The organism is Bacillus sp. B1-WWTP-T-0.5-Post-4, assembly GCF_009183795.1.
Classification (GTDB): Bacteria; Bacillota; Bacilli; order Bacillales; family Bacillaceae_G; genus Bacillus_A; species Bacillus_A cereus.
Genome location: NZ_WEIJ01000008.1, coordinates 122,728 through 139,088, shown reverse-complemented (window position 1 = coordinate 139,088; position 16,361 = coordinate 122,728). Strand labels below are relative to the sequence as shown.

Here is a 16,361-nt window from a genome sequence, read left to right as displayed (position 1 = left end):
CCCACCTCAAAATTCAGTTTGAGCAAAGAAGTTAGGTGGTGGATTAACTGCCCATAAATGTCCAATTGGTGAAGGCTAATAATTAGTGGGGATAAACAAAACCCCACTGATTAAAGTTTCACTTTATCCTTGTAATTCTTTTTTGATGTTCTCTGTTAATGTAGCCATACGTTTGCGGCTTTCTTCACGCTCACGTTTGTTTTGCTCTTCAATTTGTTGTGTTTCTTGCATACCTCTTGAAATAATGTTCCAAGTTTCCTCAAGTGTTTCCATCTTAATACTAGAAGAACCTGATAATCTCGCTACTTCTACACTTTGCGTTGCGATATTTTGTGCATTTTTCTTAAGTAATTCATTTGTACGGCGATCCAGTTCAGCCATAGAATCCGCAACAAGCTTTTGACGCTTGGCATTTACCGCTTGAATGATACCATTTTTAAAGATAGGAATCGTTGTAATAAATGCTGTATTAATTTTACCAATTAATTTATTATTACCACGTTGAATCATACGAATTTGTGGTGCTGTAAGTAACGCAACCATACGTGCTTTTTCTAAATCGTCAATACGCTGTTCTAAAATTTCAACAGAGTTTTTAAGCGACTCTAATTCAATACCTGCTAATTGATCATTATTACGTACACGCTCTTCATACATCGGAACTAACTCTGTATTTAAACGCTCTAATAACATTTCTCCTGCTACTACGTACTTCTCTAAGTCTAGATAATATTTTAAGTTTTGCTCATACAAGCCATCTAACGTACCAATTGATTTTTTCATCTCATCTTGGTACTTCGTAATTTCCACATAAACTTTATCAATTTCACGGCCCATCGTTTGATACTTGCTAAAAATTTGTTCAATCATTTTATCCGCTTTTTTAAACATACGTGAAAAGAAACCGCTTTTCTCTTCCGCAAAGTCTTTACTATCGAATCGGTCCATAATTTTACCAAGCTGTTTTAATAATTCACCAGAATCTTCTATCTTTGATAATGACATTGTATGTAAAATTTGATCAGCAAAACGTGAAATTTCCATAGAAGGTTCTTTTCCAAGTTCAATTAATTCTAATTGATCTTTAATATCTACCGCATTATAAATACGTTGTACATCCGCATCTTGTCTAAGTTGTAAGCGAACATCTTGTGCTGTTTGTTCATTTAATTCTGTTTTCGGATCTAGTACGACTGGGTTATTCATATGGTATTCTCCCTTTCCTTATAAAAATGGACGAAATAGTCCTTTTATTGTTTGTGATAAATTTTTATAGGCTGATGAACCATGAAACTCAAGATCGAAATTAACCTCTTCAAGCCAATGTGAATCAAATGCCCCCGCTTCAATATACGGTTCAATATCGTTTCTTCCCGTTGGATTGAAATGAAATACATCTACTCCAATTTGATTCAAAAATAGTAATAAAACAGCATCAGAACGAGTTAACTCTCCACTCTTCTCATTATTAAATATAACAATTTTCGGTACATCTTGTGAATAATCAAATTTCTCAAGCTGTTCTAAAATATTCGGTGGTATTTGAGAAAGTTGCGCGAAAACATATAGCGCTACATCTTGTTTCGTCTCTTTCGCAATTGGTTTACACATTTCACTTTCACACGTATGGATAATCGCTTCTGCAATTCCATGCTGTAAACCTTCCGGTAAACGCTTATGCGGCCACCAATGGCTATTCATAATTAGATCAGGATGCAATTTCCCAGCTCGGTCCAATGCATCTCGATAATGATATTGGAAGTTTGCTTTTTGCTCTTTCGTAAATGGGAATGTATTAATTAATAAACTGTTATCAAATGATGTAACAGCCTTTAATCGTTGAAAATATTCTTTATCATTCTTTGAAACGCCTGATATTTTCGCAAATAAAGAAGGAATATAAATGTGTTTATTTTCAACAAAGAATGTCGGGCGTACAAACGCCTTTTCTTTCGTAATTAAAAAGAGTTCATCATATGTTGTTTTTAGTGTACGAGCTACAGGCGTATAGGAACGGAATTGCCACGGCTTGTACAGCAGTGAATTATCGTGGTGAAGTACTTGTTCAATTTCTTTCGAAGCTTGATACGCTACTGTTGCAACACGCTCACGGCGACGATCAGGGAATGGTTCAAGCGAAATGCGACTTGAATGAGATACAACAAAAGTTCTTCCCTCTTCATCAATATTTTCAAATCCATCTTTTCCTTCTGGGTGATAATAAAGCACATCACAACCGAGCATAATAAGAAAGTATAAGAAATATATACGGCTTTCCTGTGCATCACCGTACCAAATGATACGCGGCATTTGTTTCTTATAATTAATCGTAGAGAACCACTTCGCTACGTAATTTTCGCTTAGTTTAATTATGTCGATTAAGAAACGACGGAAGCCTTCTGTCTTTAACGACTGATTATGTTGCTTCTCATATAATTTCAATAGTGAAATAAACGTCGTATGTATGTAATGCTGTAAATCAGGATTGTCTACTTTCGGTAAAAGTTGTTTCCCAGATAAGTGTGCAACTAGCCTATTTACTGTCAGACCATTTGGTGCTTCTTGATGTAATCCGAACACTTCTTGAATATGACGAAGCTTTTCCGAATCAATCACTTTGTTTAAATTTTGTTCGTGTAAAACTTCGATTCCTTTCGCTTCACTATAATCAAACAGTTCATTAAAATATTCATCTACATCATTAGGAACACCAAGGATTCGACATGCTATATAACTAAATTTCATCTCATTCTCTGTCAGCTCATATTGTGGGCGTTTTTCTAAAAGCGTTTCAAATTGCTTTAAATCTGATTCATCTTTTAATGCATATGGTTGAAGTGTAAAACGTGAAAACACAACAGTTCACCTCCAAAAACATTTACGTTTTTTCTAAGTCCTTCTTCTATTATAAACTATTTTTGGTTATAAAAAATGGGCGCTCGCAAAACGAGCAAACCCATTTCAATTATTTATTGTCTTCTTTAGTAGCTGCAACTTCTTCTCTAGCTTGTCCAGAATTCTTCATGTAGTGAAGTATAAATGTTGCTCCAAATGCTACAACTAAAATAATAAAGAATAGTGTATGACTAATCTCAATCTCGATTAAAGACAGTAACATTTTTGCTGCAATAATTAAGATTAAAATGTATGCTGTCGTTTCAAGCTCTGGAATACGCTCTAACAATTTTAAGAATACACCAGCAATACCACGCATCATTAAAATACCTAGCATTCCGCCTAATAGTAAAATCCAAACTTCATTAGATACACCAAATGCAGCAAGTACGCTATCTACAGAGAATGCGATATCCATTAATTCAACCATCGCAACTGTTCCCCAGAAGACACCAAACATTCTAAAGAGAATACTATTTTGATTCATACCGTGAGCTTCGTCTTCTTCACTTGCACCTTTACGCTTATCAATAAAGTATTTTACTGATAACCAAGCAAGGTAAAGTGCACCAAGAAGTTTTACCCACCATAATTTAATTAAGAACATTCCGATTCCAATCGCAATAAAGCGGAACACATAAGCTCCAATAAGTCCATAGAATAATGCTTTTTTACGTTTTTCTTCCGGAAGATGTTTTACCATTACCGCTAACACAAGTGCGTTATCAGCAGATAATAATCCTTCAAGTACAACAAGTGTACCAATTAATCCCCAAGATACTGGATCCTGCAACACTTTAATCCACATGTCCAAGTCGAAAAACTGAGCATACGTATCAAGGATTCCTTGCAAAATACTCATCTTACCTTTATCCCCTATTCTTTGCTAGATTTATAGAAAGGTCAAAAAAAGGAAACGAATATCGTTTCCTTTCTATGCATCCAAGCCATACGCTCTTACAAGCGCACCTAAACCACCTTGGAATCCACTTCCTACTGCATTAAACTTCCACTGTCCATTATGACGGTATAATTCACAAAAGACAACTGCTGTTTCGATGGAGAAATCTTCCCCTAAATCAAAACGAAGAACTTCTTCACTCGTTTCTTCATTCGCTAAACGAACAAACGCATTTCCTACTTGCCCAAAGTTTTGACTACGGCCTTCTGCATCATAAATCGTAACTGTAATAGCAATTCTGTGCACATCTGCTGGAACTTTCTTCAAGTCCACAACAAGTTGCTCATCGTCACCTTCACCTTCACCTGTACGGTTATCTCCTGTATGTAAAACAGATCCACAAGGAGACTGTAAATTATTATAGAAGATAAAATCAGTTTCCTTCGTACATTTTCCGTTTGCATCTAATAAAAAGGCAGATGCATCTAAATCGAAATCGGCTCCGCCGTCATAAGATTTAATATCCCATCCAAGACCAATTACTGCTTTTGTTAAACCAGGGCTTGTCTTACCTAAATCGATTTTCTGGCCTTTTTGTAATTGAATAACCATCTATATTCACCTCTATATTTTTATCTTTAAAAATATATCCATCAGTAAACATACATTTCACCGATGGATATATAAATCAAATCTATTACTCTACATCTAAACCAAAGTTATTACATAGAGACGCTAATCCACCTTGGAATCCACTTCCGATTGCATTGAATTTCCAATCACCTGCATGACGATATAATTCACCTACTACTACGGCTGTTTCAATAGAGAAATCTTCTCCTAAATCGTAACGAATTAATTCTGCATTCTTTTCTTCATCAAGAATACGTACGAAAGAATTAGAAACTTGTCCGAAGTTTTGGCTACGGCCTTCTCCATCATAAATTGTAATTGTGAAACAAATACGTTCGATGTGAGCAGGAACATTTTTCAAATCTACTTTAATCGCTTCGTCATCGCCTTCACCTTCACCAGTGCGGTTATCTCCTAAATGCTCTACAGCACCATTCGCACCTTTTGGATTATTATAGAAAACGAAATCTTCAGCTCCTGAAACTTTACCATTCGCGCCTACTAAGAAAATACTAACATCTAAGTCGAAATCGTTTTGTCCGTCATAACGATTCGTGTCCCAACCAAGTCCTACAAGAACTTTCGAAAGACCTGGATTCGTTTTTGTTAAGTCTACCTTTTGTCCCTTTTTCAATGAAATTGATGCCATATACAATTCCTCCTCGGTTATTTTATTGATAACGTGATACAATCTCACTTAAGTTTTTATCTTGCGTGCCTTCTCCAACTGCTGAAAACTTCCATTCACTTCCGTGACGATACATTTCACCTGCAATTAGAGTTGTTTTGCCAGCATAATTATCCGATAAATTATAGCGTGCTAATTCTTCACCAGTTTGCGGGTTTTGAATACGAATATATGCATTACGAATCATCCCGAAATCTTGACGACGATTTACACAGTCATAAATATTTACAACGAATACTAAACGATTAATACGGCTTGGAACTTTATGTAATTCTACGAAAATTGTTTCGTCATCACCAGCGCCTTCACCTGTTAAATTATCTCCTGAATGAATAATACTACCACAAGTAGAAAGTTTATTTCCGAAGTAAACTAAATCATTTTTGTTTAAAAAACGATCTCCTTCTAACATAACAACAGATGCATCACAATCTACATTTGGTTTACTTCCAAATAATGAAGACAGAAATCCACCTGATTGCCCAATTGGATCCCAGCCTAAGCCAACCTGTAGTTTTGCTACTTTTGGTTGTCCTTTCGTTAAATCGATCTTTTGACCTTTTTCTAAAATAATAGGCATGAAGTTTCTCCCTTTCTACAAAGCATTTTCCAAATCGGAAAATATTGTATTCTTCTCTTATATTGTAGCATTATTTACCTAGCGATAAAAAGGATAAATTCTCAGTTATATGAAAACATTCATATAATTTACTTATGATGATGTAAGAAGTGGTAAATAGCACCAATCATTCCTGCACAATTACCGTTTTGCGCAAGTTCAATCTCACAATTATTATAAATCTCTTGATTTAAGTATTTACTGACCTCTTCTTTTACTTCTTTTAAAAACTCATTTCCTCTATCGGTAATTCCTCCACCAATAATAATCGTTTCTGGATTAAAAATATAAGCAAGATTACTAATTCCGATTGCCAAATGTTTAAAGAAAATCCCAACTGCTTGAGCAACTTCCCGATCTCCTTTATCATACAACTCGAAAATTCTTTTCCCATTCCACTTGCCTTTGCCTTTATATTTGCTTACAAGTCGAATTAATCCTGCAATCGAAGCAACCTCTTCAAACGTTTTTCCTTCTATTAACATATTCCCCCATTCACCAGCACTAAATGAATGTCCTCGGTACAATTTTCCATCTATAAAAATTGCTCCCCCAATCCCTGTTCCAAGGGTGAGCATAATAAAGTTATCTTTCTCTCTTCCACTACCATTCCACTTTTCTCCAAACGCTGCACAATTCACATCATTGTCAATCGATACTGGAACTTTTAATATCTCTTGCAATCTATCAATAATAGGAATAGTACTATATCCCAGAATATGATCCGCACCTCCCGTCACAATTCCTTTATTAATATCAACAATTCCCGCAGTGCTAATACCGATTCCGGCAATAGTATGTTCATTCATTATTTTTTTGGATACATATATAAGTTTTTGAATAATTTGTTCTCCGCCTAAATGAATTTCTGTTGCAACTGTTTGACGCTTTAATACTCTCCCTATTTCTGAAACAATACCATACTTAATTTGCGTACCGCCAATATCAAACGCTATATACTCTTTCATCTGCTGCCACTTCCTCTACCGTTATGAATGTAAATTCTCCCCCTCTACTATTTGTAGGAAATCTACATTAACTCTTTTCTGCTTTGACAAATACACCACCTTTTTCTATATATAGTTTTTTTTGCATAAAACTCTTTTTCCTAAGAAATATTACAAAGGGATGTATTTTAGATGGAACATTAATCTCTTAGGAGGAAAACCATGACGAAAATCTTCATTTTAGCATCAACACTCTCTTTATCTTTTTTTAGCGGTTTAAATATCGGTAATGCTGCAACTGAAAACTTCCAACCATTAACAAACGCTATTGTACAAAATAGCGATCATTTTGCAGAAGGAAACTCAAAGGATAATAATATACCTCCAGGAAATAACGGCTCTCAGGACGATACTGGTTCTGGTGGCAGTGGCTCTGGCGGCAGTGGCTCTGGTGACAACGGTTCTGGCGGTAACGGTTCTGGTGGCAATGGTTCTGGCGGTAACGGTTCTGGTGGCAGTGGCTCTGGTGGCAATGGTTCTGGTGGCAATGGTTCTGGTGGCAACGGCTCTGGCGGCAGTGGCTCTGGTGACAACGGTTCTGGCGGTAATGGTTCTGGCGGCAATGGCTCTGGTGGCAACGGTTCTGGCGGTAACGGTTCTGGCGGCAATGGCTCTGGTGGCAATGGTTCTGGCGGTAACGGTTCTGGCGGTAACGGTTCTGGCGGCAATGGCTCTCAAGGCGGCAATCGTGTTAAAGGTGATAGCAGTTCTCAAGGGGGTAATGGCTCTCAAGGTGGCAATCGTGTTAAAGGCGATAGCAATTCTCAGGAGGGCAACGGTTCTCAAGGGGGTAATGTAAAAGGTAATACGAAAAAACAAGGTGATAAATTACCTAATACTGCAACGCATTACCCTATATCTATTTTAATGGGGCTTTCAACATTCCTAATTGGTATGTTACTGTTTATTCGTCGTAAAAACGTAAAATAAGAACAACATCCTTCCATCTAAAAAGTACATGAAATACTGTATAAAACTAAAAAGGACTTTGGATTACATTTTATTATGCAGCCCAAAGTCCTTTTATCACCTATCAGAAAAAGTATTAATACGCTTTTCCCCAATACACCATTTGTTTAGCTTCTTTACCACAACAAATACATTCTTCAGCTAAATGCTCTTGCTCAAAAGGCATACAACGTGAAGATACGCCAACTTCTTCTTTTAGTTTTTCTTCACAAGCTAATTCCCCGCACCACATTGCCTTAATAAAGCCTTGCTTTTTGTCAGCTATTTTTTTCATCTCTTCGAAATTTGTCGCAACATACGTATTCTCATCGCGAAATGCTTTTGCTTTATTAAATAAAGCAATATGAATTTCTTCAAGTAATGCTGGAATACGTTCTTCTAATTGATCCATTGGTACAAACTCTTTTTCCTTCGTATCTCTTCTTACAAGTACAACTTGATTCTTTTCAATATCTTTAGGGCCAACTTCTAATCGAATTGGAATCCCCTTCATTTCATACTCATTAAATTTCCAGCCTGGTGTTTTATTACTAGCATCTATTTTTACTCGTGCAACCTTTTGAATATGTGCTTGTAACTCTGTTGCTTTTGCTAAAACTCCTTCTTTATGCTGAGCAATTGGTACAATAACAACTTGCACTGGAGCGACTTTTGGTGGCATTACAAGTCCATTATTATCACTATGAACCATTATTAGCCCGCCTATCATTCTTGTTGATACACCCCAAGATGTTTGGTGCACATATTGCCACTTACCGTTACGATCTAAAAACTTAATATCAAATGCTTTAGAGAAATTCGTTCCAAAGTTATGAGAGGTTCCTGTTTGAAGTGCTTTTCCATCATGCATTAAACTTTCAATTGTATAAGTTGCCTTTGCTCCAGCAAACTTCTCTTTTTCTGTTTTTTGTCCTTTAATAACTGGTATTGCTAAATAATCCTCACAGAAAGAAGCATATAAGTTTAAAATATTTAATGTTTCAGCCTGCGATTCTTCTGCCGTTTCATGGATTGTATGACCCTCTTGCCATAAAAATTCAGTCGTACGAAGGAATGGCCTAGTTGTCTTCTCCCAACGAACTACTGAACACCACTGATTATATAACTTTGGCAAATCATTATAGGATTGCACAATTTTTGAAAAGTGCTCACAGAATAAAGTTTCAGATGTAGGACGTACACAAAGTCTTTCCGCTAACTTTTCATCTCCGCCATGCGTAACCCATGCTACTTCAGGAGCAAATCCTTCAACATGATCCTTCTCTTTTTGCAATAAACTCTCTGGGATAAACATTGGCATATATACATTTTCATGGCCAGTTTCTTTTAACTTCTCATCCATCACCTTCTGCATATTCTCCCATAAGGCATAACCATACGGACGTAAAATCATGCATCCTTTTACACTTGAATAATCAACAAGTTCGGCTTTTTTTACAATATCGGTATACCACTGCGCAAAGTCCTCTTCCATCTTCGTAATGGCTTGCACTTGTTCTTTTGCCATAGTCAGTCTTCCTCCTTCTAGAAAATACAAAAAAGCCCGCGTCCCTAAATAGGGACCGAGCTTTGTCGGCGTTACCACCCTGATTCATGCACAAAAATTGCGCATGCTCTCTTTTTGATAACGGGAAATTCCCGCTGCATATGCAGAACTCAAAGGCAGGTTCCATATTGCCTTTTTAAGAATCTTTCAGCCTGACGGATTCTCTCTCTGCTAAAAAGGTTGAACATGTACTAGTCCTTTTTCATCGTTATAACGAAATAAATTTGTTGATTATCATAATACAAATTCTTTTTTAAAACAATAGCTAATTTTCTTATTTTTATATATTCTTTTCATTTTTTGCAGTTTTATACGTAGCTTTTCCGCGTAATTTTCACAAGTTGATGCGCAATCATACCGATAAGTGTACCAAGTAGGACGAAGAAACCAATAAATCCATATCCCATTCCTTCCCACCCACCAATAACAATCATTGTAACGGGAAAGGACGCTAAGCAAAGAAGTATTAAACTAAGTGCAAATATAATATCGAACTGTTTGTCTGGAAACCGTTTCTTTAGTAAATATGAAATAGCAAATACAAGGATAATCGTGACTCCGCCAATGATGTAAAAGATACCAAATCCATCTAACCAATCCATAGTGTTTCCTCCTTCCATAGATTCCCTTATACTTAATTATATGTTTAATTTTTCTGAAAATAAATAATAAATTTTCACCTAAAAATATATTTTTATTACTAGGTATTAATAGTAATATATAAGAATAGGTTTTATATAATCAGGAGGGAACTTTATGGATAAAGCATTAACAAACCATGTCATTATTTTATCATTCGACTGTTTATCAGCTTTAGATTTTCCTATACTACAAAAACTACCTCATTTCCAATCTCTAATAAAAAAGGGCACGGTTGTCGAAAAAGTAGAACCAATTTATCCTTCTGTAACATATCCAAGCCACTCAACAATCGTAACCGGTAATTACCCTAACAAGCACGGTGTTGTTAGCAATACGTTACTTCAACCAGGGCGTGAATCACCTGATTGGCATTGGTATCGAAAATCAATAAAAGGAACAACATTGTATGATGAAGCGCGCAAAGCAAATTTAACGACAGCTGCCCTTCTATGGCCTGTTACTGGGAGAGCAAACATTGATTACAATTTACCAGAAATTTTCCCCAATAGACCGTGGCAAAACCAAGTGTTAGTTTCCTTATTTAGCGGTAGCCCACTATACCAATTAGATTTAAATCGTCGTTTCGGCCATATAAGAAATGGTTTATCACAACCAGAGCTGGATGATTTCGTCCTCGCCTCTGCTGTACACACCATTCAGACGAAAAAGCCTAATGTTATGTTCGTACATTTCACTGATTTAGACACGCAAAGACATTATCATGGATTTGAATCTAACGAAACAATTGCTGCAATTCATAGACATGATGAGCGGCTCGGGAAAATTATTCAAACTTTAAAAGACAGTGACCTATACGAAGAAAGTACAATTATTGCCCTTGGTGATCATAGCGCTTTAAGTGAAAACAAATCCATCCAATTAAATGTGCTATTCCATCAAAGAGGACTTATATCTCTTAATAAAAAAGGAAAATTAGTAGACTGGAAAGCCTATTGCCAAAGTTGCGACGGCTCTGCCTATGTATATGTAAAGGACAAAAATGATACGGATACAATTCGGGAGGTACAACTACTCCTTGAAGAACTACTTCAAAATAAACAAAACGGAATTGAATTTATACTTCATGATGAAGCTGCCAAAGACTGCGGTGCAGACGGTAATTGTTTATTCATGTTAGAAGCACGAGAAGGGTATTATTTCACTGAAAACTATACAGGAGATTTTATAAAAGAAATTACCGAAAAAGATGTTACGCCTAGTAAAAAATATACATTTGGTACGCATGGATACTCTCCAACAAAACCTAACTATGAAACAATTTTTATCGCTGCTGGGAAAGGAATAAAAAGCGGCATTACCATACCGTATATGAGACTTATTGATGAAGGTCCAACTATCGCTAGACTACTCGGTTTACACTTAGGTGAAACAGACGGAGCAATTGTAGAGGATTTACTCCAATTGTAAAGAACTGTGTATATATGTAAAAGTTATGTAAAATTCATCATTGTTTCTCTTTTTATAATTTTTATTTTTGTACACTGTTAGTAAAACAAATTTAAGGGGGAACATTATATGAAAAAAATGTCCAGACAAGAAAAAAGCTGGATATTATACGATTGGGCGAACTCTGTATACTCGCTCGTCATTACAACTGCATTATTTCCAATTTACTTTAAAGCAGCTGCAAAAGAAGCTGGACTATCCGGGGCAACTTCAACAGCATATTGGGGATATGCAAACTCATTCGCAACACTTTTAATTTCTATACTTGCTCCTATTCTTGGCACAGTTGCTGATTATAAAGGATTTAAAAAACGTTTTTTCACATTCTTCTTTGGACTCGGTATCGTATTTACAAGTATGTTAGCAGTCGTTCCAACCTCTCAGTGGTACTTATTGCTAGGGTGCTATATGCTAGCCTTAATCGGCTTTGCTGGAGCAAACATTTTCTATGATGCATTTTTAGTAGACGTCACTTCTGAAGATAGAATGGACCGAATTTCTACAAGAGGATTTGCATTAGGTTATATCGGGAGTACAATTCCTTTTATCGGTTGTATCGCTCTTATTATTCTTTCCCAAAAAGGAACTATTCCCTTATCGGTCGGCATTGCTAGTCAAATTTCCTTTGCAATAACAGCTCTTTGGTGGGGATTATTTACAATTCCAATGCTAAAAAACGTAGAGCAAACGCACTATATTGAACGTCATCCAAGACCTATTAGAATGAGCTTCAAACGCCTTGCTGATACTTTTAAAAATATTAAAGAATATAAAACTGTATTTATGTTTCTAATCGCTTACTTTTTCTATATTGACGGAGTCGATACGATTATTACTATGTCTACCGCTTACGGAACCGATCTCGGTATTAGTGCAACGAATCTATTAATCATATTATTTGTAACACAAATTGTCGCTTGTCCATTTGCTTTACTATATGGAAAACTATCTGAAACATTTACTGGTAAAAAAATGTTATATGTCGGTATCATTATTTATATCATTATTTGCACATATGCTTATTTCTTAAAAACGACACTTGATTTTTGGATTTTAGCAATGTTAGTTGCTACATCTCAAGGTGGTATTCAAGCACTAAGTCGTTCATACTTTGCAAAACTAGTACCTAAAGAATCTGCAAATGAATTCTTCGGATTTTATAATATATTTGGCAAGTTTGCCGCGATTATGGGTCCAGTATTAGTCGGTGTTACAACCCAATTAACAGGAAAAACAAACGCTGGTGTTCTTAGTATTATTGTTCTGTTTATTATCGGAGGATTTTTACTAACTAGAGTTCCAGAAAATAATACATCCGTTACACCACCTAGTCCAAAGACTAAAACGCTATAAGAAAAGATCCTCTTCTCATAAGAAGAGGATCTTTTTTATTTTTAAAGGTGCGACTTATAATGAACGACTCTACTGCTTGTACAAAAATAATTTATCAACAGTTGTTCCTAATACTTCAGCTAAACGGAATGCTAACGCTAAACTTGGATCATATTTATTATTCTCAATTGCATTTATCGTTTGTCTAGAAACCTTACATTTATCAGCTAATGCGCCTTGTGAAATATTATTTTCAGTACGTAATTCATAGATTTGATTTTTCACACCATTGCTCCTAACCTGTAAAATCGTTTTTACAACATCAGTATATAATTGGCTCATATAGTTGTCAAAAGTTCCTCAAAGAAAAAGGGAGCAATATTGCTCCCTTACAATAGTTATTTCGAAGCTAACGAATTTGTTAGTGCCTCTTTATTAGCAACATCTTCTTTTTTTATTTGCATACGTAGAACTGGCCCTATCGCTAATAAAATAAGTGCCATTGCTATACAAAACACAGTAACTAGTGAAGTTAGTTCCTTTAATCCTCCAGCTAGTGAAGTTCCAATTAGCATTGCCCCCATAAACAGTGGTAAAATCGTCCCATTTACTCTTCCAACCATATTTTCTGGTACAAGTTGAATCATAAGCGTACCGACAACAATATTAACACAAGCTAAACAAATACCTGTTCCAAACCTCATGAAACTAGTAATCCAAAATGATGTAGATAGCCCTTCTACTAAAAATGACATTGCTAATATGCCCATACCGAATACAAACATTTTTTTCGGATTCACTTTTGAAGCGAAAATTGCAGCAACAATACCACCAATTAACATACCTATTCCATCAGCTGCAGCTAAATATTGAACTGCTTCCTTTTCCATTCCAAGGCGTTCTATTACAAGAAACACCTCTAATGGAGTTGTTAATCCAACAGCTAAGCCTATAATGGTGAAAGTGATCGTAATCATACGTAAATTTTTCGTATGAAGAACATACTTCCAACCTTCTTTTATATCATTTTTTAATGAATCTCTCGCCACTTGCTCTTTTTCAACCCATTTTGGTAAAAATGAAAGGGCGATAGCAGATAACAAAAATAAAATGATTAAGCTATATAGTGACGTAAATAAACCAAGTTGTGTATACACAAGCGATCCTAACACTGGTCCAAAAATCAGAAATAATGACTGTAATGTTTGGTTAAATGCAATTGCATTTGCTACCTCTTCTTCTTTTACATAGCGCTTAAATATGCGCGAAGATGAGGGCTGAGAAAACTGGCCTACAATCGCGGAAATGAGTGTTGCAAAAAATATAGCCTGCCAATAATCCAGCTTTAACAACAGGACAATTCCTATAATAGACAGTACACTTAATACATCTCCAGCGACCATTGTTCTTTTCGGATTCCAGCGATCAGCTAGCGCACCACCGATAAACGAGAAAATAAAAATAGGTGCATATTCCATAACTGATAACAAAGAAACAGAAACCGGATCATTATTCGTTCGCTCCATTATGAAATATAAAAGAGCCATATTTCTGATCCAAATTGCAAATTGTTGTAAAATATCAGATGCCATAACGAGCATAAATGCTCGGTTTTTAAATAAAGCGTTCATTTTCATCCCCCTTTTACAAACCGACCGTTCGGTCTATTTTATTTTGTAAGAAAAGCAACTGACCTATTATTCAGCTGCCATTCCTTTTAACAATACATCTATTGCCTTTTTATAAATACGCTTCAACTCTTTATAATCTAGCTCGTAGTAAAGTACTCCAAGCCCTGATAATAATCCATTCACAATATACATAAGATCACGAGTATTATCTTCACGGAACTCTCCAGACTGTATACCTGCTTCAATTAATTTCTCAAACATAACATATGATTCTCTAGTTAAAGCTAATAGTTCCTCCAAAATCTCTTTACTTACAACTTGACTCATAGAGAATTCCTCTATTGCATTTGAAATTGGTTGCTGTATGTCCTCTACATGATATTTCGCGAGACCATATAGTTTTTCAGTACTAGTGCTATACAACTTCTCTTTTTCATTCCATTTTTCAATCCAATCATACGTATGCTGTTTCACTACAAATAAAAATAATTCTTCTTTACTTTTAAAGTGATAATAAATACTTCCTTTACTTCGCTCTGTAATTTCACAAATCTCTTCCATAGATGTAGCTGCGTAGCCCTTCTGTGAAAATAGACTTTCTGCTTTATATGCAATTTCTTTCTTTATCTCTTCTGCGCTTCTTCTCATATTCACACCTCTTTAAACCGACCGTTCAGTTTAATAATAACAAATCAAAAACCTCTATCGCAAGAGGCTATATTCCTTATTTAAGAAAACGTACTTTCAAACCAAGTTCGAATCATATGTATGGTTCCAAACTTAAATGCTAATTTAACAAAAAACACGCCTCCCGCAGCTAATAAAAATAACACTATTTTCCCCTTATTTTTCACTTTCGGTTCCCTTTTCATTTCCATTCCCCTTAGTATGTTAAAAATATTAATCAAACGTTTGTTTAACTGTGTTTATGCATATGTAAGCCAACTAATCAAACGTTTGTTTAAAAAGAAATACGCCTATATAAGGCGCATTTTCATCAATCACCACCGCCACCGCAGCTTCCCCCGCTATCTCCCCCAAAAGACCCTCCACAATCATGTGAACCGCCATCATGCGAGCTATCATTATCCGATCCAGCAAAGAAAAATAATGGTGATGAGCTGTTAGATGAATTATGTATGTTATTTTGTTTCGCCAAGTTCACCTTCTTTTTGTTCGATCGAACTGCTGTTACGATTATTCCAACTACAACAAATAATAGTATGACAATAATAAATCCCATATAAAAGCCTCCCCTATTCCTCGAATAATTGAATGATTCTCTCTAGATTTTCAAGTGAAATGAAGCGTGATTCACGAAAAATTTCTTTTCCATTATGAAATAATAAAATTGTTGGCCCTGTAAATACTCCATATCGCCCCGCAATCTCTTGCATGTCTTGTAGTAATATCTCTATTTTCTCTACGTAATCATAATTCTCTAATACGCAATTTACTTTTCTTAGCATAACATCACAAACACCACAATTTTCCGTTTTAATAAACAGAAGTACCAATTGTTGTTCTTCGATATAGTTCACTAATTCTTCTATCGTTTTAAATGTAGTCATCTTATCCCTCTTAGCGTAATTTACGAAATACTTTGTCTTGATACATACGAAAAGCTGAACTATCTTTAATCTTTCTCTTTTCCATTACCTGCTGAAAACGAAGCGTTTTTGCTGTTAACTCTTCTCGTAATTTCTTTCTCTCTTCTTCATCATAACAGCAAGCAATTAGATCCTCTATTTTTAATATATCTTTTTGTAGTTCCATTTCTGGTGGAATCATTCCCGCATTTTTTAAAATTTTATAACTCATTCTAAGTTCTGGAGGTACCATTGAAAGATCTTCTAATTGTAGTGGTTTTCCTTTTCCCGGAAGATAATCAAGATCACCATTCCGTATTGCTTGTCGAATTTTTTCTTCAGCAATGTTCAAAAACACATCCACACTATTCCCTCCTTTACATATTTTTACTATTATTTTACATGATATTTCCTTATCTTTCTACGTCTTTAATAATTGGCT

General features: G+C 35.5%; 19 protein-coding genes and 1 other annotated feature. Of the genes, 3 read left to right on the top strand and 16 right to left on the bottom strand.

The features are described from left to right. Nucleotides 1-123: 123 nt before the first annotated feature. The 7 genes from GBN91_RS22485 to GBN91_RS22455 all read right to left on the bottom strand — a co-directional run bounded on the left by GBN91_RS22485 (nucleotide 124) and on the right by GBN91_RS22455 (nucleotide 6,704). Nucleotides 124-1,206, bottom strand: coding sequence for a toxic anion resistance protein (locus GBN91_RS22485; protein WP_001064409.1), 1,083 nt, complete (start codon nucleotides 1,204-1,206; stop codon nucleotides 124-126). Nucleotides 1,207-1,224: 18 nt separating this feature from the next. Beyond that, nucleotides 1,225-2,856, bottom strand: coding sequence for a YceG family protein (locus tag GBN91_RS22480; protein WP_000492859.1), 1,632 nt, complete (start codon nucleotides 2,854-2,856; stop codon nucleotides 1,225-1,227). 109 nt (nucleotides 2,857-2,965) lie between these two features. After that, nucleotides 2,966-3,757: a TerC family protein gene (locus GBN91_RS22475; protein WP_000025704.1), complete on the bottom strand. Its 792-nt coding sequence runs from the start codon at nucleotides 3,755-3,757 to the stop codon at nucleotides 2,966-2,968. Between the two features lie 72 nt (nucleotides 3,758-3,829). Beyond that, nucleotides 3,830-4,408 (bottom strand): TerD family protein, encoded by a 579-nt coding sequence (locus tag GBN91_RS22470; RefSeq protein ID WP_000236643.1) that lies wholly within the window; start codon nucleotides 4,406-4,408, stop codon nucleotides 3,830-3,832. Between the two features lie 85 nt (nucleotides 4,409-4,493). Continuing rightward, a complete protein-coding gene (locus tag GBN91_RS22465) occupies nucleotides 4,494-5,078 on the bottom strand; it encodes a TerD family protein (protein WP_000146726.1) in 585 nt (194 codons plus the stop codon). 22 nt (nucleotides 5,079-5,100) lie between these two features. Then, nucleotides 5,101-5,697, bottom strand: a complete 597-nt coding sequence (locus tag GBN91_RS22460; protein WP_001121586.1) for a TerD family protein — start codon at nucleotides 5,695-5,697, stop codon at nucleotides 5,101-5,103. Nucleotides 5,698-5,825: 128 nt separating this feature from the next. Continuing rightward, nucleotides 5,826-6,704 carry an ROK family protein gene (locus GBN91_RS22455; RefSeq protein ID WP_152122386.1) on the bottom strand — a complete coding sequence of 293 codons (879 nt, stop codon included), beginning with the start codon at nucleotides 6,702-6,704 and terminating at the stop codon, nucleotides 5,826-5,828. Nucleotides 6,705-6,905: 201 nt separating this feature from the next. On the opposite strand from GBN91_RS22455, the gene GBN91_RS22450 reads away from it, so the two are divergent. Further along, nucleotides 6,906-7,673 carry an LPXTG cell wall anchor domain-containing protein gene (locus GBN91_RS22450; RefSeq protein ID WP_152122384.1) on the top strand — a complete coding sequence of 256 codons (768 nt, stop codon included), beginning with the start codon at nucleotides 6,906-6,908 and terminating at the stop codon, nucleotides 7,671-7,673. A 115-nt stretch (nucleotides 7,674-7,788) separates the two neighbouring features. On the opposite strand, the gene proS is transcribed toward GBN91_RS22450, so the two are convergent. Both proS and GBN91_RS22440 read right to left on the bottom strand, forming a co-directional pair. Next, on the bottom strand, nucleotides 7,789-9,219 hold the full coding sequence (proS, locus tag GBN91_RS22445; RefSeq protein ID WP_152122382.1) for a proline--tRNA ligase: 1,431 nt from the start codon (nucleotides 9,217-9,219) through the stop codon (nucleotides 7,789-7,791). Between the two features lie 47 nt (nucleotides 9,220-9,266). Next, nucleotides 9,267-9,473, bottom strand: a binding site (T-box leader). Between the two features lie 93 nt (nucleotides 9,474-9,566). Then, nucleotides 9,567-9,860 (bottom strand): YesK-like family protein, encoded by a 294-nt coding sequence (locus tag GBN91_RS22440; protein WP_016121786.1) that lies wholly within the window; start codon nucleotides 9,858-9,860, stop codon nucleotides 9,567-9,569. Between the two features lie 154 nt (nucleotides 9,861-10,014). Here GBN91_RS22440 and GBN91_RS22435 point away from each other — a divergent pair, with 154 nt between their 5' ends. Both GBN91_RS22435 and GBN91_RS22430 read left to right on the top strand, forming a co-directional pair. Continuing rightward, the gene (locus GBN91_RS22435) at nucleotides 10,015-11,328 is read left to right on the top strand and encodes an alkaline phosphatase family protein (protein ID WP_152122380.1); all 1,314 of its coding nucleotides are present in this window, start codon (nucleotides 10,015-10,017) and stop codon (nucleotides 11,326-11,328) included. Between the two features lie 108 nt (nucleotides 11,329-11,436). Continuing rightward, the gene (locus tag GBN91_RS22430; RefSeq protein WP_000738812.1) at nucleotides 11,437-12,720 is read left to right on the top strand and encodes an MFS transporter; all 1,284 of its coding nucleotides are present in this window, start codon (nucleotides 11,437-11,439) and stop codon (nucleotides 12,718-12,720) included. A 69-nt stretch (nucleotides 12,721-12,789) separates the two neighbouring features. Here GBN91_RS22430 and GBN91_RS22425 read toward each other — a convergent pair whose 3' ends face one another. The 7 genes from GBN91_RS22425 to GBN91_RS22395 all read right to left on the bottom strand — a co-directional run bounded on the left by GBN91_RS22425 (nucleotide 12,790) and on the right by GBN91_RS22395 (nucleotide 16,283). Beyond that, nucleotides 12,790-13,041 carry a helix-turn-helix transcriptional regulator gene (locus tag GBN91_RS22425; protein WP_002023181.1) on the bottom strand — a complete coding sequence of 84 codons (252 nt, stop codon included), beginning with the start codon at nucleotides 13,039-13,041 and terminating at the stop codon, nucleotides 12,790-12,792. Between the two features lie 56 nt (nucleotides 13,042-13,097). Next, nucleotides 13,098-14,330 carry an MFS transporter gene (locus tag GBN91_RS22420; protein WP_102956415.1) on the bottom strand — a complete coding sequence of 411 codons (1,233 nt, stop codon included), beginning with the start codon at nucleotides 14,328-14,330 and terminating at the stop codon, nucleotides 13,098-13,100. Nucleotides 14,331-14,396: 66 nt separating this feature from the next. Further along, nucleotides 14,397-14,978 (bottom strand): TetR/AcrR family transcriptional regulator, encoded by a 582-nt coding sequence (locus tag GBN91_RS22415; protein WP_152122378.1) that lies wholly within the window; start codon nucleotides 14,976-14,978, stop codon nucleotides 14,397-14,399. Nucleotides 14,979-15,058: 80 nt separating this feature from the next. Further along, nucleotides 15,059-15,202 (bottom strand): hypothetical protein, encoded by a 144-nt coding sequence (locus GBN91_RS22410; RefSeq protein WP_000817973.1) that lies wholly within the window; start codon nucleotides 15,200-15,202, stop codon nucleotides 15,059-15,061. A gap of 125 nt (nucleotides 15,203-15,327) precedes the next feature. Further along, the gene (locus GBN91_RS22405; protein ID WP_000505774.1) at nucleotides 15,328-15,573 is read right to left on the bottom strand and encodes a hypothetical protein; all 246 of its coding nucleotides are present in this window, start codon (nucleotides 15,571-15,573) and stop codon (nucleotides 15,328-15,330) included. Nucleotides 15,574-15,586: 13 nt separating this feature from the next. Beyond that, complete coding sequence (locus GBN91_RS22400) at nucleotides 15,587-15,901, bottom strand: thioredoxin family protein (protein WP_152122376.1); 315 nt, start codon at nucleotides 15,899-15,901, stop codon at nucleotides 15,587-15,589. Nucleotides 15,902-15,911: 10 nt separating this feature from the next. Beyond that, nucleotides 15,912-16,283 carry a DnaJ family domain-containing protein gene (locus GBN91_RS22395; protein WP_000382375.1) on the bottom strand — a complete coding sequence of 124 codons (372 nt, stop codon included), beginning with the start codon at nucleotides 16,281-16,283 and terminating at the stop codon, nucleotides 15,912-15,914. Nucleotides 16,284-16,361 lie beyond the last annotated feature (78 nt).

Coding starts and splice junctions, on each gene's coding strand:
- GBN91_RS22485 (WP_001064409.1), bottom strand. CDS start 1,206: ATGAATAACCCAGTCGTACTAGATCCGAAAACAGAATTAAATGAACAA.
- GBN91_RS22475 (WP_000025704.1), bottom strand. CDS start 3,757: ATGAGTATTTTGCAAGGAATCCTTGATACGTATGCTCAGTTTTTCGAC.
- GBN91_RS22470 (WP_000236643.1), bottom strand. CDS start 4,408: ATGGTTATTCAATTACAAAAAGGCCAGAAAATCGATTTAGGTAAGACA.
- GBN91_RS22465 (WP_000146726.1), bottom strand. CDS start 5,078: ATGGCATCAATTTCATTGAAAAAGGGACAAAAGGTAGACTTAACAAAA.
- GBN91_RS22460 (WP_001121586.1), bottom strand. CDS start 5,697: ATGCCTATTATTTTAGAAAAAGGTCAAAAGATCGATTTAACGAAAGGA.
- GBN91_RS22455 (WP_152122386.1), bottom strand. CDS start 6,704: ATGAAAGAGTATATAGCGTTTGATATTGGCGGTACGCAAATTAAGTAT.
- GBN91_RS22450 (WP_152122384.1), top strand. CDS start 6,906: ATGACGAAAATCTTCATTTTAGCATCAACACTCTCTTTATCTTTTTTT.
- proS (WP_152122382.1), bottom strand. CDS start 9,219: ATGGCAAAAGAACAAGTGCAAGCCATTACGAAGATGGAAGAGGACTTT.
- GBN91_RS22440 (WP_016121786.1), bottom strand. CDS start 9,860: ATGGATTGGTTAGATGGATTTGGTATCTTTTACATCATTGGCGGAGTC.
- GBN91_RS22435 (WP_152122380.1), top strand. CDS start 10,015: ATGGATAAAGCATTAACAAACCATGTCATTATTTTATCATTCGACTGT.
- GBN91_RS22430 (WP_000738812.1), top strand. CDS start 11,437: ATGAAAAAAATGTCCAGACAAGAAAAAAGCTGGATATTATACGATTGG.
- GBN91_RS22425 (WP_002023181.1), bottom strand. CDS start 13,041: ATGAGCCAATTATATACTGATGTTGTAAAAACGATTTTACAGGTTAGG.
- GBN91_RS22420 (WP_102956415.1), bottom strand. CDS start 14,330: ATGAACGCTTTATTTAAAAACCGAGCATTTATGCTCGTTATGGCATCT.
- GBN91_RS22415 (WP_152122378.1), bottom strand. CDS start 14,978: ATGAGAAGAAGCGCAGAAGAGATAAAGAAAGAAATTGCATATAAAGCA.
- GBN91_RS22410 (WP_000817973.1), bottom strand. CDS start 15,202: ATGAAAAGGGAACCGAAAGTGAAAAATAAGGGGAAAATAGTGTTATTT.
- GBN91_RS22405 (WP_000505774.1), bottom strand. CDS start 15,573: ATGGGATTTATTATTGTCATACTATTATTTGTTGTAGTTGGAATAATC.
- GBN91_RS22400 (WP_152122376.1), bottom strand. CDS start 15,901: ATGACTACATTTAAAACGATAGAAGAATTAGTGAACTATATCGAAGAA.